Annotated in this window: 19 protein-coding genes and 1 other annotated feature; all 19 genes read left to right on the top strand. The window is 40.5% G+C overall.

Going from position 1 to position 19855, the window contains the following annotated elements; genetic code table 11:
- Positions 1-39 precede the first annotated feature (39 nt).
- The 19 genes from nusG to rpsS all read left to right on the top strand — a co-directional run bounded on the left by nusG (position 40) and on the right by rpsS (position 19849).
- Positions 40-573 carry a transcription termination/antitermination protein NusG gene (gene nusG / locus DN394_RS20630; RefSeq protein ID WP_000415794.1) on the top strand — a complete coding sequence of 178 codons (534 nt, stop codon included), beginning with the start codon at positions 40-42 and terminating at the stop codon, positions 571-573.
- A gap of 167 nt (positions 574-740) precedes the next feature.
- Positions 741-1166, top strand: coding sequence for a 50S ribosomal protein L11 (gene rplK, locus DN394_RS20625; RefSeq protein WP_001085872.1), 426 nt, complete (start codon positions 741-743; stop codon positions 1164-1166).
- Between the two features lie 176 nt (positions 1167-1342).
- Positions 1343-2035, top strand: a complete 693-nt coding sequence (rplA, locus tag DN394_RS20620; protein WP_002096939.1) for a 50S ribosomal protein L1 — start codon at positions 1343-1345, stop codon at positions 2033-2035.
- 49 nt (positions 2036-2084) lie between these two features.
- Positions 2085-2228: a sequence feature (ribosomal protein L10 leader region), on the top strand.
- 39 nt (positions 2229-2267) lie between these two features.
- Positions 2268-2768 carry a 50S ribosomal protein L10 gene (gene rplJ / locus DN394_RS20615; protein ID WP_000048722.1) on the top strand — a complete coding sequence of 167 codons (501 nt, stop codon included), beginning with the start codon at positions 2268-2270 and terminating at the stop codon, positions 2766-2768.
- Positions 2769-2835: 67 nt separating this feature from the next.
- A complete protein-coding gene (rplL, locus tag DN394_RS20610; protein WP_000159737.1) occupies positions 2836-3195 on the top strand; it encodes a 50S ribosomal protein L7/L12 in 360 nt (119 codons plus the stop codon).
- Positions 3196-3271: 76 nt separating this feature from the next.
- The gene (locus tag DN394_RS20605; protein WP_000763283.1) at positions 3272-3871 is read left to right on the top strand and encodes a class I SAM-dependent methyltransferase; all 600 of its coding nucleotides are present in this window, start codon (positions 3272-3274) and stop codon (positions 3869-3871) included.
- 291 nt (positions 3872-4162) lie between these two features.
- Entirely contained in the window at positions 4163-7696 is a 3534-nt protein-coding gene (gene rpoB / locus DN394_RS20600; RefSeq protein ID WP_000147550.1) for a DNA-directed RNA polymerase subunit beta, read from the top strand.
- Between the two features lie 37 nt (positions 7697-7733).
- A complete protein-coding gene (gene rpoC / locus DN394_RS20595; protein WP_000567950.1) occupies positions 7734-11345 on the top strand; it encodes a DNA-directed RNA polymerase subunit beta' in 3612 nt (1203 codons plus the stop codon).
- Between the two features lie 113 nt (positions 11346-11458).
- On the top strand, positions 11459-11707 hold the full coding sequence (locus tag DN394_RS20590) for a ribosomal L7Ae/L30e/S12e/Gadd45 family protein (RefSeq protein ID WP_046958116.1): 249 nt from the start codon (positions 11459-11461) through the stop codon (positions 11705-11707).
- A 114-nt stretch (positions 11708-11821) separates the two neighbouring features.
- Positions 11822-12244: a 30S ribosomal protein S12 gene (gene rpsL, locus DN394_RS20585; protein ID WP_001142341.1), complete on the top strand. Its 423-nt coding sequence runs from the start codon at positions 11822-11824 to the stop codon at positions 12242-12244.
- A 29-nt stretch (positions 12245-12273) separates the two neighbouring features.
- A complete protein-coding gene (gene rpsG / locus DN394_RS20580) occupies positions 12274-12744 on the top strand; it encodes a 30S ribosomal protein S7 (RefSeq protein WP_001137489.1) in 471 nt (156 codons plus the stop codon).
- Between the two features lie 208 nt (positions 12745-12952).
- Positions 12953-15031: an elongation factor G gene (gene fusA / locus DN394_RS20575; RefSeq protein WP_000196382.1), complete on the top strand. Its 2079-nt coding sequence runs from the start codon at positions 12953-12955 to the stop codon at positions 15029-15031.
- 117 nt (positions 15032-15148) lie between these two features.
- On the top strand, positions 15149-16336 hold the full coding sequence (tuf, locus tag DN394_RS20570) for an elongation factor Tu (protein ID WP_001029617.1): 1188 nt from the start codon (positions 15149-15151) through the stop codon (positions 16334-16336).
- Between the two features lie 400 nt (positions 16337-16736).
- On the top strand, positions 16737-17045 hold the full coding sequence (rpsJ, locus tag DN394_RS20565) for a 30S ribosomal protein S10 (protein WP_001040595.1): 309 nt from the start codon (positions 16737-16739) through the stop codon (positions 17043-17045).
- Positions 17046-17079: 34 nt separating this feature from the next.
- Positions 17080-17712 (top strand): 50S ribosomal protein L3, encoded by a 633-nt coding sequence (gene rplC, locus DN394_RS20560; protein WP_000160209.1) that lies wholly within the window; start codon positions 17080-17082, stop codon positions 17710-17712.
- Between the two features lie 25 nt (positions 17713-17737).
- Positions 17738-18361: a 50S ribosomal protein L4 gene (rplD, locus tag DN394_RS20555; RefSeq protein WP_001127258.1), complete on the top strand. Its 624-nt coding sequence runs from the start codon at positions 17738-17740 to the stop codon at positions 18359-18361.
- On the top strand, positions 18361-18651 hold the full coding sequence (rplW, locus tag DN394_RS20550; RefSeq protein WP_001205558.1) for a 50S ribosomal protein L23: 291 nt from the start codon (positions 18361-18363) through the stop codon (positions 18649-18651). The genes rplD and rplW overlap by 1 nt, the downstream gene beginning before the upstream one ends.
- Before the next feature lie 28 nt (positions 18652-18679).
- Positions 18680-19510 carry a 50S ribosomal protein L2 gene (rplB, locus tag DN394_RS20545; protein WP_000511583.1) on the top strand — a complete coding sequence of 277 codons (831 nt, stop codon included), beginning with the start codon at positions 18680-18682 and terminating at the stop codon, positions 19508-19510.
- 60 nt (positions 19511-19570) lie between these two features.
- A complete protein-coding gene (gene rpsS, locus DN394_RS20540; RefSeq protein ID WP_000124454.1) occupies positions 19571-19849 on the top strand; it encodes a 30S ribosomal protein S19 in 279 nt (92 codons plus the stop codon).
- The last annotated feature ends 6 nt before the right edge of the window (positions 19850-19855 follow it).

Genomic DNA, 19855 nt, shown 5'->3' with positions numbered 1-19855 from the left:
AATGTACGTCAGGGAGGGAAGGACGCTCGTCCTAAATGAATGGAAAAAAGTTGGTATGTTGTCCATACTTATTCTGGATATGAAAATAAAGTAAAAGCAAACCTAGAGAAACGTGTAGAATCAATGGGTATGCAAGATAAAATTTTCCGTGTTGTTGTCCCGGAAGAAGTAGAAGTAGAAATGAAAAACGGTAAAGAAAAATTAATGAAAAGAAAAGTGTTCCCAGGTTATGTATTAGTAGAGTTAATCATGACTGATGACTCTTGGTATGTTGTACGTAACACGCCAGGTGTAACTGGGTTCGTTGGTTCTTCTGGTTCTGGATCTAAACCATCGCCTCTATTAGAAGAAGAAGTGGTTACCATTATGAAGCATATGGGAATGGACAACGAAGTGGTTGATTTCGACTTTGAACTTCATGAGACAGTGCGTGTAAATGAGGGGCCATTCGCAGATTATACAGGTGCTATTGAAGAAATTGATGTGGAGAAGAAAAAGGTTAGCGTGCTTGTGGACATGTTTGGTCGCGAGACTCCAGTTGAGCTTGACTTCCATCAAATTGAAAAATTATAAAATGAAACTTGAAATGAATTGTAAAAAGTGATAATATCTTTTAAGTCAGTACGTCTTCGTTATCGGAGACGTTTTTTGAAAGATTTTATCCTTACAGATAAAATATGACGTGGGAGGGCAAATCACTGTCCAATTGACCACATCACGGACTTAAGGAGGTGTGTCTCGTGGCTAAAAAGGTAATTAAAATGGTAAAGCTTCAAATTCCTGCAGGTAAAGCTAACCCAGCTCCACCAGTTGGTCCAGCATTAGGACAAGCAGGTGTTAACATCATGGGCTTCTGTAAAGAGTTTAACGCTCGTACAGCTGATCAAGCTGGTCTTATCATCCCTGTTGAAATTACGGTATTTGAGGACCGTTCATTCACTTTCATTACTAAAACTCCTCCTGCTGCTGTTCTTCTTAAGAAAGTAGCTGGTATTGAGTCTGGTTCTGGTGAACCAAACCGTAATAAAGTGGCAACTGTTAAGCGTGATAAAGTACGCGAAATCGCTGAAACTAAAATGCCTGACCTAAACGCTGCTAGTGTAGAAGCTGCAATGCGTATGGTTGAAGGTACTGCACGCAGTATGGGCATCGTTATCGAAGACTAATTCGATTTGTTTTTAAAAAAGGTTGCGGGTCTGGAATTCCAATTCGCAACCTTTATTATCGTAAATGATTATCGTTTTTAAATAAATGGATGGCGCGCATCCTCAGGTTATACCTGAAAATAAGCGTAAACGTGGGAGGTTATTCCGCTAAAACCACATTCGAGGAGGAAATAAAAATGGCTAAAAGAGGTAAAAAGTACGTAGAAGCTGCAAAGCTTGTTGATCGTGCAACTGCTTACTCTGCAACAGAAGCAGTAGAATTAGTAAAGAAAACAAACACAGCTAAATTTGATGCGACTGTAGAAGTTGCATTCCGTTTAGGTGTTGACCCTAAGAAAGCTGACCAACAAATCCGTGGTGCAGTTGTTCTTCCACACGGTACTGGTAAAGTACAACGTGTATTAGTATTCGCTAAAGGTGAAAAGGCTAAAGAAGCTGAAGCTGCTGGAGCTGACTTCGTAGGCGATGCTGATTACATCGGTAAAATCCAACAAGGTTGGTTCGATTTCGATGTAGTAGTAGCAACTCCTGACATGATGGGTGAAGTTGGTAAACTTGGTCGCGTATTAGGACCTAAAGGTTTAATGCCAAACCCTAAAACTGGAACAGTTACTTTCGATGTAACTAAAGCTGTTAACGAAATCAAAGCTGGTAAAGTTGAATACCGCGTTGATAAAGCTGGTAACATCCACGTTCCAATCGGTAAAGTATCTTTCGAAGATGCTAAATTAGTAGAAAACTTCGGAACAATTGCTGACACTTTACAAAAAGTTAAGCCAGCTGCTGCAAAAGGTACTTACATGAAGAACGTAACAGTTGCTTCTACAATGGGACCTGGCGTACGTGTAGACGTTTCTACATTAGCGTAAAATTTGGAAGTTGACTTCATAAAGAAGTTTTTATATAATCATTTATGTTGTGAATTTAATTAGTGTACCGTAGACAGTAGGTGTCAATAGACTTAATTTCCTACCTAGGTGTTAATATACGAAACGGAATTTTTTTCTGTGACTATATGCCTCCATGTCTACAAGTTGGGCATGGAGGTTTTTAGTGCACTTTCGGTACATCTTCTATATAATCTACAGGAGGTGTAATAACATGAGCAAAGTAATCGAAACTAAACAACAAGTTGTAACTGAAATCGCGGACAAACTTCGCGGAAGTAAATCTACAATCGTTGTTGACTACCGTGGTTTAACAGTTTCTGAAGTAACAGAATTACGTAAAAACTTACGTGAAGCTGGCGTTGAGTTCAAAGTTTACAAAAACTCTTTAACTCGTCGTGCTGCAGAGTCTGCTGAAATGGCTGAGTTAAACGAATTCTTAACAGGACCAAACGCAATCGCGTTCAGTAACGAGGATGTAGTTGCTCCTGCGAAAGTATTAAACGACTTCGCTACAAAACATGAAGCTTTAGAAATTAAAGCTGGTGTAATCGAAGGTAAACTTGTAACACTTGATGAGGTTAAAGCTATCGCTACTCTTCCATCACGTGAAGGCTTACTTTCTATGCTTCTTAGCGTTCTTCAAGCTCCAATCCGTAACCTTGCACTTGCTACTAAAGCAGTTGCAGAACAAAAGGAAGAGCAAGGCGCTTAATTTTTTAAAAGATAATTACTTGTTATCTATAAAACAATACAAACCTATTTAAGGGAGGATATTTACAATGACTAAAGAACAAATCATTGAAGCAGTTAAATCTATGACTGTATTAGAACTTAACGACTTAGTAAAAGCTATCGAGGAAGAATTCGGCGTAACTGCTGCTGCTCCTGTAGCTGTAGCTGGTGGCGCTGGTGAAGCTGCTGCAGAGAAAACTGAATTTGACGTAGTACTTGCAAGTGCTGGCGCTCAAAAAATCAAAGTTATCAAAGCTGTACGTGAAATCACTGGTCTTGGCTTAAAAGAAGCTAAAGAATTAGTTGACAACACTCCAAAAGCAATCAAAGAAGGCGTTTCTAAAGAGGAAGCTGAAGAAATGAAAGCTAAACTTGAAGAAGTTGGCGCTGCTGTAGAAGTTAAGTAATTAACTTTTGATGCTTTAAAAAAAGCTCGCTCTCATGCGAGCTTTTTTTTTAACTGTAAAGAAAAGAGGTGGCCATATGGCAGACCATTATTTTTCTAACGACCCTTCTAGTAAAAGTGATCGTAAACGATGGGAATTTACACTTCGTGGATCTCAATTTACTTTCTTATCTGACCGTGGGGTGTTCTCGAAAAACGAAGTGGACTTTGGTTCTCGTCTTTTAATTGAAGCGTTTCAAGTGCCAGATATTAAAGGTGATATATTAGACGTAGGTTGTGGATATGGACCAATTGGTTTATCGTTGGCGAAAGAGTTTCAAGACCGTAAAGTTCACATGGTGGATGTGAATGAAAGGGCGCTTGAGCTTGCGAAAGAAAATGCCGCTAACAATAGAATTGGAAATGTACACATTTTTCAAAGTAGCGTCTATGAAAATGTAGATGGTATGTATGCTGCTATTCTATCTAATCCTCCAATTCGTGCAGGTAAAGATATCGTGCATGAGATTTTAGAAAAGGCTGTAGAGTATTTAGTTCCAGGTGGAGAGTTGTGGATTGTTATTCAAAAGAAGCAAGGTGCACCATCTGCACTGAAGAAACTAGAGGAAGTATTTTCTGAAGTCGAAGTTGTAGAAAAGAAAAAAGGATATTATATCATAAAATCAAAAAAACGTTGACGGTTATTTTTGGCTATGTTAACATTATACAATGCCAATATATGATTTTCTGCGTTGAGAAAGATGTATATTTTTGTTTCTCTTGGAAAAGATAGTAAAATCAGCAGATTATGAAACAGAATGATGGTTTTCTTATAGAAGCCATTTTTCTTTTTTGAGCAGGTAGAAAGACTCAACGTATTTATCTTTAAGAGAAAAAAACTACGCTAATAGCAGTAGTTGTATTTATTTGTGATTTTGCACAAATTTTTTTGTGCATTTATAATACTCATGATTTGAGGGGTGAAGCAGTTGACAGGTCAACTAGTTCAATACGGACGCCACCGCCAACGAAGAAGTTATGCCCGTATTAGTGAAGTATTAGAGTTACCAAATCTTATCGAAATTCAAACCTCTTCTTATCAGTGGTTTCTTGATGAGGGTTTGCGAGAAATGTTCCAGGACATTTCTCCGATCGAAGACTTTACGGGAAATCTATCGCTTGAATTTATCGACTACAGCTTAGGTGAACCTAAATACTCTGTAGACGAATGCAAAGAGCGTGATGTGACGTATGCAGCACCACTTCGTGTAAAAGTGCGTCTAATCAACAAGGAAACTGGTGAAGTAAAAGAACAAGATGTGTTCATGGGAGATTTCCCACTCATGACAGAGACTGGAACATTCGTAATTAACGGTGCAGAACGTGTTATCGTTTCCCAGTTAGTTCGCTCTCCAAGCGTATACTATAGTGGCAAAGTGGATAAAAACGGAAAACGTGGTTTTACTGCTACTGTAATTCCAAACCGCGGAGCTTGGTTAGAGTATGAGACAGATGCTAAGGATGTTGTATATGTGCGTATTGACCGTACGCGTAAACTTCCTGTAACTGTTTTGTTACGCGCATTAGGGTTTGGCTCTGATCAAGAAATCACCGAGCTTTTAGGTGATAACGAATACTTAAGCAACACATTAGAAAAAGACAACACAGATAGCACAGAAAAAGCATTGCTTGAAATTTATGAGCGTCTACGTCCTGGTGAACCACCAACAGTAGAAAATGCTAAGAGCTTACTTGTGTCTCGTTTCTTCGATCCAAAGCGCTATGATTTAGCAAATGTAGGTCGCTATAAGATCAACAAGAAGTTACACATTAAAAACAGATTGTTTAATCAACGCTTAGCTGAAACATTAGTGGATCCAGAAACTGGTGAAATTTTAGCGGCGGAAGGAACAATCTTAGATCGTCGTACACTTGATCGCATTTTACCTTACTTAGAGAAAAACATTGGATTCAAAACAGCGAAACCAATGGGTGGAGTGGTAGAAGGCGATGTTGAGCTGCAATCTATTAAGATTTATGCTCCTGAGTCAGAAGGCGAACGCGTAATTAATGTAATTGGTAATGCAAATATTACTCGTGATGTAAAACACATCACACCAGGTGATATCCTTGCTTCTATCAGTTACTTCTTCAACCTACTATACAAAGTAGGGGATACAGATGATATCGACCATTTAGGAAACCGTCGTCTGCGTTCTGTTGGAGAACTATTACAAAATCAATTCCGTATCGGTCTTTCTCGTATGGAACGTGTTGTTCGTGAGAGAATGTCGATTCAAGATACAAATGCAATTACACCACAAGCGTTAATTAACATTCGCCCGGTTATTGCATCTATTAAAGAGTTCTTCGGAAGTTCTCAGTTATCTCAGTTCATGGATCAAACAAACCCATTAGCAGAGTTAACTCACAAACGAAGACTATCTGCATTAGGACCCGGTGGTTTAACGCGTGAGCGCGCAGGCTTTGAAGTACGTGACGTTCACTACTCTCACTATGGTCGTATGTGTCCGATTGAAACACCAGAGGGACCAAACATCGGTTTAATTAACTCATTATCATCGTTCGCGAAAGTAAATGAGTTTGGTTTCATTGAAACACCATACCGTCGCGTTGATCCAGAATCTGGTCTTGTAACAGGGCAGGTTGATTACTTAACAGCAGATGAAGAAGATAATTATGTTGTAGCCCAAGCGAATATGAAATTATCTGAAGAAGGAGAATTCCTTAGCGAAGATATCGTAGCTCGTTTCCGTGGTGAAAACATTGTCACAAATAAAGAACGCATCGACTACATGGATGTATCTCCAAAACAAGTAGTTTCGGCAGCGACAGCTTGTATTCCGTTCTTAGAAAACGATGACTCTAACCGCGCACTTATGGGAGCGAACATGCAACGTCAGGCGGTTCCGTTAATGAATCCGGAATCTCCGATTGTAGGTACAGGTATGGAGTACGTATCAGCAAAAGACTCAGGTGCTGCAGTAATCTGTAAACATCCTGGTGTTGTTGAACGCGTAGAAGCACGTGAAGTTTGGGTACGTCGCTATGTAGAAGTTGACGGTCAAACAGTAAAAGGCGACTTAGATCGCTACAAAATGCAAAAATTTATTCGTTCTAACCAAGGAACTTGCTACAACCAACGTCCAATCGTAAGTGTTGGAAATGAAGTTGTAAAAGGCGAGATTCTTGCGGATGGTCCTTCTATGGAATTAGGTGAACTAGCACTTGGACGTAACGTGCTTGTTGGCTTCATGACTTGGGACGGTTATAACTACGAGGATGCGATCATTATGAGTGAGCGCCTTGTAAAAGATGATGTGTACACTTCTATTCATATTGAAGAATATGAGTCAGAAGCTCGTGATACGAAGCTTGGACCAGAAGAAATTACACGTGACATTCCAAACGTTGGGGAAGATGCATTACGCAACCTTGACGAGCGCGGTATCATTCGCGTTGGTGCGGAAGTAAAAGATGGAGATTTACTTGTTGGTAAAGTAACACCTAAAGGTGTAACAGAATTAACAGCTGAAGAACGTCTATTACATGCTATCTTTGGAGAAAAAGCACGTGAAGTACGTGATACATCACTACGTGTACCACACGGTGGTGGCGGTATTATCTTAGACGTAAAAGTATTCAACCGTGAAGATGGCGATGAATTGCCACCAGGCGTGAATCAACTTGTACGTGCATATATCGTTCAAAAACGTAAAATCTCTGAAGGTGACAAGATGGCCGGACGTCACGGTAACAAAGGTGTTATCTCTCGTATTTTACCAGAAGAAGATATGCCTTACTTACCAGACGGTACGCCAATCGATATCATGTTAAACCCATTAGGGGTACCATCTCGTATGAATATCGGTCAGGTATTAGAGCTTCATCTTGGTATGGCAGCAAGATACCTTGGTATTCACATTGCAACACCAGTATTCGATGGTGCTCGTGAGGAAGATGTTTGGGGCACGATTGAAGAAGCTGGTATGGCAAATGACGCGAAAACAATCCTGTATGACGGACGTACTGGTGAACCATTCGATAACCGCGTATCTGTTGGTGTCATGTATATGATCAAACTTGCGCACATGGTTGACGATAAACTTCATGCTCGTTCTACTGGACCATACTCACTTGTAACGCAGCAGCCTCTTGGAGGTAAAGCTCAGTTCGGTGGACAGCGTTTCGGTGAGATGGAGGTTTGGGCACTTGAAGCTTACGGTGCTGCTTATACTCTTCAAGAAATCTTAACAGTGAAGTCTGATGATGTTGTTGGACGTGTTAAGACGTATGAAGCAATTGTTAAAGGCGAAAATGTTCCAGAACCAGGCGTTCCTGAATCATTCAAAGTATTGATTAAAGAGCTGCAAAGTTTAGGTATGGACGTTAAAATGATGTCTAGCGACGATAAAGAAATTGAAATGCGTGATACAGAAGATGACGATGATCATCAATCAGCAGATAAATTGAATGTCGAAGTTGAGACAACTAAAGAATAATTGGGATAACCTGTAGACTAAAAGGGAGGTAGGCCCCTTGATAGATGTAAATAACTTTGAATATATGAAGATTGGACTTGCTTCACCTGACAAGATTCGTTCTTGGTCATACGGTGAAGTTAAGAAACCAGAAACAATTAACTATCGTACGTTAAAGCCTGAAAAAGATGGCTTGTTCTGTGAGCGTATTTTCGGACCACAAAAGGACTGGGAATGTCATTGCGGAAAATACAAACGTGTACGTTATAAAGGTGTAGTTTGTGATCGATGTGGCGTTGAAGTAACGCGTGCAAAAGTTCGTCGTGAACGTATGGGTCATATCGAATTAGCTGCTCCTGTATCTCATATTTGGTATTTCAAAGGTATCCCGAGCCGCATGGGACTTGTCTTAGACATGTCCCCTCGCGCGCTTGAAGAAGTAATTTATTTCGCTTCTTATGTTGTAACAGAAAGTGGAGATACACCACTTGATAAGAAGCAATTACTTTCTGAAAAAGAATACCGTGCATATCGTGATCGATATGGTAGCACATTCCAAGCTGCTATGGGTGCGGAAGCGATTAAAAAGCTACTACAAGACATCGATTTAGATAAAGAAGTAGACTTCTTAAAAGAAGAATTAAAAACAGCGCAAGGACAACGCCGTACTCGTGCTATTAAACGTCTAGAAGTATTAGAAGCATTCCGTAACTCTGGAAATCACCCATCTTGGATGATCCTAGATGTTCTTCCAGTTATCCCGCCAGAACTACGCCCAATGGTACAGTTGGATGGTGGACGTTTTGCTACTTCTGACTTAAACGACTTATACCGTCGTGTAATTAACCGTAATAATCGTTTAAAACGTCTATTGGACTTAGGTGCACCAAGCATCATCGTTCAAAACGAAAAACGTATGTTACAAGAAGCTGTAGACGCATTAATCGATAATGGTCGCCGTGGCCGTCCAGTTACTGGACCAGGTAACCGTCCATTAAAATCACTATCTCACATGCTTAAAGGTAAACAAGGACGTTTCCGTCAAAACTTATTAGGTAAACGTGTTGACTACTCTGGCCGTTCTGTAATCGTTGTAGGACCGAACTTAAAGATGTACCAATGTGGATTACCGAAAGAAATGGCGCTTGAATTGTTTAAGCCTTTCGTTATGAAAGAGTTAGTTGGAAAAGGTTTAGCGCACAACATTAAGAGTGCTAAACGTAAAATTGAGCGTGTACAACCTGAAGTTTGGGACGTTTTAGAATCTGTGATCAAAGAGCATCCAGTACTTCTAAACCGCGCACCAACACTTCACCGTCTTGGTATCCAGGCGTTTGAACCTACATTAGTAGAAGGTCGCGCAATTCGTCTTCACCCACTTGTATGTACTGCATACAACGCGGACTTTGACGGTGACCAAATGGCAGTTCACGTACCGTTATCATCAGAGGCACAAGCAGAAGCTCGTATTCTTATGTTAGCGGCACAAAACATCTTGAATCCAAAAGACGGAAAACCAGTTGTTACTCCATCTCAGGATATGGTATTAGGTAACTACTACTTAACACTTGAGCGTGAAGGCGCAATCGGTGAAGGTATGGTCTTCAAAGATGCAAACGAAGCAATACTTGCATACCAAAATGGATATGTACATCTGCACACACGTGTTGCAGTTGCTGCAAGTTCGGTAAATAATGTAACGTTTACTGAAGAGCAAAAGAGTAAGCTTCTATTAACAACAGTTGGTAAATTAATATTTAACGAAATCTTACCAGAGTCGTTCCCTTATATTAATGAACCGACAAACTCAAACCTTGAAAAAGAAACACCAGCGGAATATTTCGTTGAAAAAGGTGCGAACATTAAAGAAATTATTGCTAGTCGCGAAGAAGTGGCGCCATTTAGCAAGAAGATCCTTGGTAACATCATTGCGGAAGTATTCAAACGTTTCCAAATTACGGAAACATCTCGCATGCTTGACCGCATGAAAAACTTAGGATTTAAGTACTCTACAAAAGCTGGTATTACAGTTGGGGTATCTGACATTCTTGTATTAGGCGAAAAAGATGAAATTCTCCATGAAGCACAAGCAAAAGTAGATAATGTAATTAAACAATTCCGTCGCGGTTTAATCACGGAAGAAGAACGTTACGATCGCGTTATCTCTATTTGGAGTAATGCAAAAGATGTTATCCAAGGAAAACTGATGAAATCCTTGAATAAACGCAACCCAATCTTCATGATGAGTGATTCCGGTGCCCGTGGTAACGCATCGAACTTTACTCAGCTTGCTGGTATGCGTGGTCTGATGGCCAATCCATCTGGTCGTATTATCGAACTTCCAATTAAATCAAGTTTCCGTGAAGGTTTAACAGTACTTGAGTACTTCATCTCTACGCATGGTGCGCGTAAAGGTCTTGCCGATACAGCACTTAAAACTGCCGATTCTGGTTACTTAACACGTCGTCTTGTAGACGTTGCACAAGATGTAATTGTCCGTGAAGATGATTGTGGAACAGATCGTGGTCTATTAATTGGTGCGATTAAAGAGGGTAATGAAGTAATTGAGTCATTATATGATCGTCTTGTTGGACGTTTTGCAAGAAAAACTGTAAAACATCCTGAAACAGGTGAAGTATTAGTTAGTGAAAACCAACTAATTACTGAAGATATCGCTCATATCGTTGAAAATTCGGGTGTTGAAACTGTAAACATTCGTTCAGCGTTCACGTGTAACACTCGCCACGGTGTATGTAAGAAGTGTTACGGTCGTAACTTAGCAACTGGTACAGACGTAGAAGTAGGAGAAGCGGTAGGTATTATCGCAGCTCAATCTATCGGTGAGCCAGGTACACAGTTAACGATGCGTACGTTCCATACAGGTGGGGTTGCCGGAGATGATATCACTCAAGGTTTACCTCGTATCCAAGAGATCTTCGAAGCTCGTAATCCGAAAGGTCAGGCAGTTATCAGTGAAATCGATGGTGTTATCGCAGCGATCAACGATGTTAAAGATCGCCAAGAAGTAGTTGTACAGGGTGAAGTTGAAGCTCGTACGTATGCTATTCCTTACGGTGCGCGTCTGAAAGTAACTCTAGGACAGCCAATTAGCCACGGTAAAGAGTTAACAGAAGGTTCTATTGATCCGAAAGAATTACTAAAAGTAACGGACATTACGGCGGTTCAAGAATACTTACTACGTGAAGTTCAAAAAGTATACCGTATGCAAGGGGTAGAAATTGGTGACAAACACGTAGAAGTAATGGTACGTCAAATGTTACGTAAAGTTCGTGTAAGTGATGCGGGTGAAACAGATGTATTACCAGGAACACTACTAGATATCCATCAGTTTACTGATGCGAATGCGAAGGTGTTACTGAAAGGTAAACAACCAGCAACGGCTAGACCTGTTCTACTTGGTATTACAAAAGCTTCACTTGAAACTGATTCATTCTTATCTGCAGCATCGTTCCAAGAAACGACACGTGTCTTAACTGATGCAGCGATTAAGGGTAAACGCGATGAGCTTCTAGGATTGAAAGAAAATGTTATTATCGGTAAACTTGTTCCTGCTGGAACAGGTATGAATCGTTATCGCAAAGTGGATCTTGTAAAAACAACACAAGGTGACATGAATGTAGAAAACGATGAAGTTTATGTGGAACAGTAAAATTTTCCGTCGTAAATTTTGTATAAAAACAGTTAATCCTAGTTGACATTGTATGAGTCAAAATGTTACTATAATCAAGGTTGCTCCTGAACGATGCTTTGGAGGATATTTATATGTCTTATCAAAAAGTGTCAAATGCTGAAAATGTAGTCGTTGGTCATAAACGCACATTGGAGGCAATCAAAAATGGTATAGTTAAAGAAGTTGTTATTGCGGAAGATGCTGATATGCGGTTAACCCATATGATCATTCATACCGCCTTGCAACATAACATACCCATAACCAAAGTTGAATCAGTTCGTAAGCTTGGAAAAGTTTCGGGGATTCAAGTGGGAGCTTCAGCAATAGGAATAATAAGTTAAAACTGTTTTTGTGAGGAGAGAGCATTTGCTCTTCCTTGCAAAAACTTTGTTTTCAACTAATAATGAACCACCTGGATATGTGGTCATACAAACATGCGAAGGGAGGATAATCAAATGCCTACTATTAACCAATTAGTGAGAAATGGTCGTACTGATAAAGTATGGAAATCTAAATCACCTGCGTTAAACAAAGGGTTCAACTCTTTAAAGAAAAAATCAACTGATATCTCTGCACCTCAAAAACGTGGTGTATGTACTCGTGTTGGTACAATGACTCCAAAGAAACCTAACTCAGCGTTACGTAAATACGCTCGTGTACGTTTAACAAACGGTATCGAGGTTACAGCTTACATCCCAGGTATCGGTCATAACCTACAAGAGCATAGCGTAGTATTAATTCGCGGTGGTCGAGTAAAGGATTTACCAGGGGTACGTTACCACATCGTTCGTGGTGCGCTTGATACAGCTGGTGTTGACAAACGTATGCAAGGACGTTCTAAATATGGTACTAAGCGACCAAAACCTGCTAAAAAATAATAAACTTATAATGAAAGGAGGAACTCAATATGCCTCGTAAAGGACCTGTTGCGAAACGTGACGTGTTACCAGATCCAATGTACAAGTCTAAGCTAGTAACACGCCTTATCAACAAAATGATGGTTGACGGTAAAAAAGGTAAATCTCAAACAATTCTTTATAACGCTTTCGATATCGTTCGTGAACGTTCAGATAAAGACCCTATGGAAGTATTCGAGCAAGCTCTTAAGAACATCATGCCTGTTCTTGAAGTACGTGCTCGTCGTGTTGGTGGTGCTAACTACCAAGTTCCAGTTGAGGTTCGTCCAGAACGCCGTACAACTTTAGGTCTTCGCTGGTTAGTAAACTATGCTCGTCTTCGTGGTGAAAAAACTATGGAAGAGCGTCTAGCTTACGAAATCTTAGATGCAGCTAACAATGCTGGTGCATCTGTTAAGAAACGTGAAGACACTCATAAAATGGCAGAAGCTAACAAAGCATTTGCTCATTACCGTTGGTAGGATTCAACGTAAAATAAATGTAAGCATAAACCGCTTTATTTGTCGCTTATGGAAGTGTGGAGAGGGAGAATGCCTCTCCCTTTCGTTGGGCGCTCGTTTTACATAATGAGGGTACTGGACATACTGACATGTGTAACAATATAAAGTGGCTTTTTTGCTACTTAAAATAAAAAAATCCAATCCATATATGGAAGGAGCAAGACACCAAATGACAAGAGAGTTCTCTTTAGAAAACACTCGTAATATTGGTATCATGGCTCACATCGATGCTGGTAAAACAACAGCAACTGAGCGTATTCTGTATTATACAGGACGTATTCATAAAATCGGTGAAACTCATGAAGGTGCATCTCAGATGGACTGGATGGAGCAAGAGCAAGAGCGTGGTATCACAATTACTTCTGCTGCAACTACAGCTCAATGGAAAGGTCACCGTGTAAACATCATTGACACTCCAGGACACGTAGACTTTACAGTAGAAGTAGAACGTTCTTTACGCGTACTTGATGGTGCGGTAGCAGTACTTGATGCACAATCTGGTGTAGAACCACAAACAGAAACTGTTTGGCGTCAGGCTACTACTTACGGTGTACCTCGTATCGTATTCGTTAACAAAATGGATAAGATTGGTGCGGATTTCTTATACTCTGTAGGAACAATCCACGATCGTTTACAAGCAAACGCACACCCAATTCAGTTACCAATCGGTGCTGAAGATGAGTTCAATGGTATCATTGACCTTGTTGAAGAATGTGCTTACATGTACGGTAACGATTTAGGAACAGACATCGAGCGTGTTGAAATTCCTGAAGAGCACAAAGAATTAGCTGCAGAATACCGTGGAAAACTTATTGAAGCGGTAGCTGAGCTTGATGAAGAAATGATGATGAAGTACCTAGAAGGTGAAGAAATCACTGTAGAAGAGCTTAAAGCTGGTATCCGTAAGGCTACAACTTCTGTAGAATTCTTCCCAGTAATCTGTGGTTCTGCATTCAAAAATAAAGGTGTTCAAATTCTGTTAGACGCAGTTATCGACTACCTACCATCTCCATTAGACGTACCAGCTATTAAAGGTACTCTTCCGGATACAGAGGAAGAAATCGAACGTAAGTCTAGCGATGAAGAACCATTCGCAGCTTTAGCATTCAAAATCATGACTGACCCTTATGTTGGTAAGTTAACGTTCTTCCGTGTGTATTCTGGTGTGTTAAACTCTGGATCATACGTGAAAAACTCAACTAAAGGTAAGCGTGAGCGTGTAGGTCGTATCCTACAAATGCACGCTAACAGCCGTGAAGAGATTTCAACAGTTTACGCTGGTGATATCGCTGCTGCTGTAGGTTTAAAAGATACTACTACAGGTGATACTCTTTGTGATGAGAAGAGTCTTGTTATCCTTGAGTCTATGGAATTCCCAGAGCCAGTTATCTCTGTAGCTATCGAACCAAAATCTAAAGCTGACCAAGATAAAATGGGTACAGCATTATCTAAGCTTTCTGAAGAAGATCCAACATTCCGTGCTCACACTGACCAAGAAACTGGCCAAACAATCATCGCTGGTATGGGTGAACTTCACCTTGATATCATCGTTGACCGTATGCGCCGTGAATTCAAAGTGGAAGCAAACGTTGGTGCTCCTCAGGTAGCATACCGTGAGACTTTCCGCGCTGCTGCGAAAGTTGAAGGTAAGTTCGCTCGTCAATCTGGTGGTCGTGGACAATTCGGTCACGTTTGGATTGAGTTTGAACCTAATGAAGAAGGTAAAGGTTTTGAATTCCAAAACAAAATCGTCGGCGGTGTAGTTCCACGTGAATACATCCCAGCTGTTGGAGCGGGTCTTGAAGACTCACTTAAAAATGGTGTACTAGCTGGTTATCCACTAGTTGACATCAAAGCTGCGTTAGTTGACGGATCTTACCATGATGTCGATTCATCTGAGATGGCGTTCAAAATCGCTGCATCTATGGCACTTAAAGCTGCGGTTTCTAAATGTAGCCCAGTAATTCTTGAGCCAATGATGAAAGTTGAAGTTGTAATTCCTGAAGAGTACATGGGTGACATTATGGGCGACGTAACATCTCGTCGTGGACGTGTAGAAGGTATGGAAGCTCGCGGTAACGCACAAGTTGTTCGCGCTATGGTTCCACTTTCTGAAATGTTCGGTTATGCAACGGCATTACGTTCTAACACTCAAGGACGCGGAACATTCTCAATGACATTTGATCATTATGAAGAAGTACCGAAGTCTGTTTCTGAAGAAATTATTAAAAAAAATAAAGGTGAATAATTGATTTTTATCGATTGTTCAAGTATAACTACTTATGTAAGCTTAGAAAGTGGGACGTAAGTTTCACTTTCTAGTCTAAATATAAAATAACCTATATAAACTAAGGAGGAATTTAGAATGGCTAAAGCTAAATTCGAACGTTCTAAACCCCATGTTAACATCGGTACAATCGGCCACGTTGACCATGGTAAAACTACATTAACTGCTGCGATCACTACAGTTCTTGCAAAAGCTGGTGGTGCTGAAGCACGCGGATACGATCAAATCGACGCTGCTCCAGAAGAAAGAGAGCGCGGAATCACAATCTCAACTGCACACGTTGAGTACGAAACTGAAACTCGTCACTATGCACACGTTGACTGCCCAGGTCACGCTGACTATGTTAAAAACATGATCACTGGTGCTGCTCAAATGGACGGCGGTATCTTAGTAGTATCTGCTGCTGATGGCCCAATGCCTCAAACACGTGAGCACATCCTTCTTTCTCGTCAAGTAGGTGTTCCTTACATCGTTGTATTCTTAAACAAATGCGACATGGTAGACGACGAAGAATTATTAGAATTAGTAGAAATGGAAGTTCGCGACCTATTATCTGAATACGGATTCCCAGGCGACGATATTCCTGTAATCAAAGGTTCTGCTCTTAAAGCTCTTCAAGGAGAAGCTGATTGGGAAGCAAAAATCATTGAATTAATGACTGAAGTTGATGCTTACATCCCAACTCCAGAACGTGAAACTGACAAACCATTCTTAATGCCTATCGAGGATGTATTCTCTATCACAGGTCGTGGTACAGTTGCAACTGGTCGTGTAGAGCGCGGAATCGTTAAAGTTGGTGACGTAGTAGAAATCATCGGTCTTGCTGAAGAAAATGCTTCTACAACTGTAACTGGTGTAGAGATGTTCCGTAAACTTCTTGACCAAGCTCAAGCTGGAGACAACATCGGTGCTTTACTTCGTGGGGTTGCTCGTGAAGACATCCAACGTGGACAAGTTCTTGCTAAAACTGGCTCTGTAAAAGCTCACGCTAAATTCAAAGCTGAAGTTTTCGTATTATCTAAAGAAGAAGGTGGACGTCACACTCCATTCTTCGCTAACTACCGTCCTCAGTTCTACTTCCGTACAACTGACGTAACTGGTATCATCCAATTACCAGAAGGTACTGAAATGGTAATGCCTGGTGACAACATCGAAATGACTATCGAACTTATCGCTCCAATCGCTATCGAAGAGGGAACTAAATTCTCTATTCGTGAAGGTGGACGTACAGTAGGTTACGGTGTAGTTGCTACTATCGTTGAGTAATCTTAACTGATATAAAAAAACCCAAGGGATTTTCCCTTGGGTTTTTTATTTGTATTTATATAATGAATGAAATGATTTTTTTATATTTTGACGAGTTTCTTCTATAGTAATACAAAATCAATAAAACTAAAATCCAGAAACTGTAAAACGGATTCTATGAGATGAAAACTTGAAATTCTTTAAAGTGCCATGTATAATAGCAAAAGTAGAGAAAAGCAGATGCAAACAAAAAGATGCTTGCATCTAGACGAATAACATTGTATAATAGACAATGTTGGTCTTTGACTGCGATGAAGTGGAAGGTTGCTGACACACCCGGCCGCTTTGCCATGGCATGGTGTGGGGAAATTTCCATGGAGAAGGTCTATTTTAGAAATAGGCGAACGAAGGAGGGAAAATAATGGCAAAAGAAAAAATTCGTATCCGTTTAAAAGCTTATGATCACCGTATTCTTGATCAATCAGCTGAGAAAATTGTAGAAACAGCTAAGCGTTCTGGGGCAACAGTTTCTGGTCCGATCCCATTACCAACTGAGAAGACTATTTACACAATTCTTCGTGCTGTTCATAAGTACAAAGATTCTCGTGAGCAATTCGAAATGCGCACACACAAACGTTTAATCGATATCGTGAGTCCTACTCCACAAACAGTAGATTCATTAATGCGTTTAGACTTACCGTCTGGTGTAGATATCGAAATCAAACTATAATTCATATAACTTAAAAATGTAGGAGGTGTAACTCATGACCAAAGGAATCTTAGGAAGAAAGATCGGTATGACTCAAGTATTTGCTGAGAACGGTGAGTTAATCCCAGTAACAGTTATCGCTGCTAATCCAAACGTTGTTCTTCAAAAGAAAACAACTGAAACTGATGGCTACAATGCAATCCAGTTAGGATTTGAAGATAAACGTGAAAAGTTAACTAACAAACCTGAACAAGGCCACACTGCTAAAGCATCTACAACTCCTAAGCGCTTCATTCGCGAAATCCGCGATGCAGACGTGGACGGATTAGAGGTTGGTCAAGAGGTAAAAGTTGAAGTTTTCGCTGCAGGTGAAATCGTTGACGTAACAGGAATTTCTAAAGGTAAAGGTTTCCAAGGTGTTATCAAACGCCACGGACAATCTCGCGGACCTATGTCTCATGGTTCTCGCTATCACCGTCGTCCAGGTTCAATGGGCCCAGTTGCTCCGAACCGTGTATTCAAAGGCAAAAAACTTGCTGGACGTATGGGTGGAGACCAAGTTACTATCCAAAACTTAGAAATCGTTCAAGTTGACACTGAGCGCAACTTATTACTAGTAAAAGGTAACGTTCCAGGTGCTAAGAAATCTCTTGTAGTTGTTCAAGGCGCTGTGAAGGTTAGCAAATAATTCACAATAGGAAGGAGGAATTCCAATGCCAAAAGTTACTGTATATAACCAAACTGGTTCACAGGTTGGTGAAATCGAATTAGCTGAAGCTATTTTCGGTATCGAACCAAATGAAGCTGTACTTTTCGAAGCTGTAATGATGCAACGTGCATCTTTACGTCAAGGTACACACAAAGTAAAAACTCGTTCTGAAGTTCGTGGTGGTGGTCGTAAACCATGGCGTCAAAAAGGAACTGGACGTGCTCGTCAAGGGTCTATCCGCTCTCCTCAATGGCGTGGTGGTGGTACGGTATTCGGACCTACACCAAGAAGCTATGCGTACAAACTTCCTAAGAAGGTTCGTCGTTTAGCAATCAAATCTGCATTAGCTACTAAAGTAGTTGAGAACAACATTGTAGTTCTTGAAGACCTAGTGTTAAATGCACCAAAAACAAAAGACATGCTAGCAGTACTTAAAGGATTAACTGTTGAGAAGAAAGCTCTTATCGTAACTGCTGATGCAAACGAATCTGTAGAGTTATCTGCTCGCAATATCCCTGGAGTAACAGTAATCACTGCTGATGGCGTAAACGTTTTAGACGTGCTTCATCATGATAAGCTAATCATGACAAAAGCGGCAGTGGAAAAAGTAGAGGAGGTGCTTGCATAATGAGAGATCCTCGTGATATCATTAAGCGCCCAGTTATCACTGAACGTTCTATGGAAATGATGGCTGAAAAAAAATACACGTTCGATGTGGACGTTAAATCTAATAAAACAGAAGTTAAAGATGCTCTTGAAGCGATCTTTGGTGTTAAAGTAGAAAAAGTGAACATCATGAACTACAAGCCGAAAGCAAAACGCGTTGGTCGTCACGCTGGTTTTACTAGCCGTCGTCGTAAAGCAATCGTTAAGCTAACTGCTGACAGCAAAGAAATCGAAATCTTCCAAGGTGTTTAATTCTTACTAAAGAAGGAGGGAAATTGAGATGGGAATTAAAAAGTATAATCCAACTACTAACGGTCGTCGTAATATGACTACGAATGATTTCGCTGAAATCACGACTGACAGACCAGAAAAGTCATTACTTGCTCCTTTAAGCAAGAAGGCTGGTCGTAATAACCAAGGTAAAATTACTGTACGTCATCAAGGTGGCGGACATAAGCGTCAATACCGTATCATCGACTTTAAGCGTAACAAAGATGGAATTCCAGGACGCGTTGCTACGATCGAATACGATCCAAACCGCTCTGCGAATATCGCATTAATTAACTACGTTGACGGTGAAAAACGTTACATTCTTGCTCCTAAATCTTTAGAAGTAGGTATGGAAGTTATGTCTGGCCCAGAAGCTGACATCAAAATCGGTAACGCATTACCATTAATCAACATTCCAGTAGGTACTGTTGTTCATAATATCGAGCTTAAGCCTGGTCGTGGCGGACAATTAGTTCGTTCTGCTGGTACTTCTGCTCAAGTACTTGGTAAAGAAGGTAAATACGTACTTGTACGTTTAACTTCTGGTGAAGTACGTCTTGTATTATCTGCTTGTCGCGCTTCAATCGGTCAAGTAGGTAACGAACAGCACGAACTTATCAAAATCGGTAAAGCAGGTCGCTCTCGCTGGTTAGGTAAACGCCCAACAGTTCGTGGTTCTGTAATGAACCCGGTTGATCACCCACACGGTGGTGGTGAAGGACGTTCTCCAATCGGACGTAAGTCTCCAATGTCTCCATGGGGTAAACCAACTCTTGGATTCAAGACTCGTAAGAAAAACAAAGCGTCTGACAAATTCATCGTTCGTCGTCGTAAAAAATAATGGGATTGTAGTACGGTTCATTTCTAGAACCGTACGCCAATCACGAAGGGAGGCACCAAAATGGCTCGTAGCTTAAAAAAAGGACCATTTGTCGATGATCACTTAATGAGCAAAATGGAAAAATTAGTTGCATCTGAGCAAAAACAAGTTGTTAAAACTTGGTCTCGCCGTTCAACAATCTTCCCTCAGTTCATCGGACACACAATCGCTGTATATGATGGTCGTAAACACGTACCTGTGTACATCACTGAGGATATGGTTGGCCATAAGTTAGGTGAATTCGCACCAACTCGTACGTATAAAGGTCACCTTGCTGACGATAAGAAAACTAGAAGATAATGAGAG

Source organism: Bacillus sp. BB081 (assembly GCF_008368895.1).
GTDB lineage: Bacteria > Bacillota > Bacilli > Bacillales > Bacillaceae_G > Bacillus_A > Bacillus_A wiedmannii.
The sequence above is the reverse complement of the archived record's forward strand: the minus strand, read 5'-3'. Positions and strand labels throughout refer to the sequence as shown.

What these genes read in the sequence shown, in the direction of transcription:
- tuf (WP_001029617.1), top strand. Translation starts at nt 15,149, where the DNA reads ATGGCTAAAGCTAAATTCGAACGTTCTAAACCCCATGTTAACATCGGT.
- rpsS (WP_000124454.1), top strand. Translation starts at nt 19,571, where the DNA reads ATGGCTCGTAGCTTAAAAAAAGGACCATTTGTCGATGATCACTTAATG.
- rplW (WP_001205558.1), top strand. Translation starts at nt 18,361, where the DNA reads ATGAGAGATCCTCGTGATATCATTAAGCGCCCAGTTATCACTGAACGT.
- nusG (WP_000415794.1), top strand. Translation starts at nt 40, where the DNA reads ATGGAAAAAAGTTGGTATGTTGTCCATACTTATTCTGGATATGAAAAT.
- rplC (WP_000160209.1), top strand. Translation starts at nt 17,080, where the DNA reads ATGACCAAAGGAATCTTAGGAAGAAAGATCGGTATGACTCAAGTATTT.
- DN394_RS20605 (WP_000763283.1), top strand. Translation starts at nt 3,272, where the DNA reads ATGGCAGACCATTATTTTTCTAACGACCCTTCTAGTAAAAGTGATCGT.
- rpsJ (WP_001040595.1), top strand. Translation starts at nt 16,737, where the DNA reads ATGGCAAAAGAAAAAATTCGTATCCGTTTAAAAGCTTATGATCACCGT.
- DN394_RS20590 (WP_046958116.1), top strand. Translation starts at nt 11,459, where the DNA reads ATGTCTTATCAAAAAGTGTCAAATGCTGAAAATGTAGTCGTTGGTCAT.
- fusA (WP_000196382.1), top strand. Translation starts at nt 12,953, where the DNA reads ATGACAAGAGAGTTCTCTTTAGAAAACACTCGTAATATTGGTATCATG.
- rplB (WP_000511583.1), top strand. Translation starts at nt 18,680, where the DNA reads ATGGGAATTAAAAAGTATAATCCAACTACTAACGGTCGTCGTAATATG.
- rpsL (WP_001142341.1), top strand. Translation starts at nt 11,822, where the DNA reads ATGCCTACTATTAACCAATTAGTGAGAAATGGTCGTACTGATAAAGTA.
- rplL (WP_000159737.1), top strand. Translation starts at nt 2,836, where the DNA reads ATGACTAAAGAACAAATCATTGAAGCAGTTAAATCTATGACTGTATTA.
- rplA (WP_002096939.1), top strand. Translation starts at nt 1,343, where the DNA reads ATGGCTAAAAGAGGTAAAAAGTACGTAGAAGCTGCAAAGCTTGTTGAT.
- rplD (WP_001127258.1), top strand. Translation starts at nt 17,738, where the DNA reads ATGCCAAAAGTTACTGTATATAACCAAACTGGTTCACAGGTTGGTGAA.
- rpsG (WP_001137489.1), top strand. Translation starts at nt 12,274, where the DNA reads ATGCCTCGTAAAGGACCTGTTGCGAAACGTGACGTGTTACCAGATCCA.
- rplJ (WP_000048722.1), top strand. Translation starts at nt 2,268, where the DNA reads ATGAGCAAAGTAATCGAAACTAAACAACAAGTTGTAACTGAAATCGCG.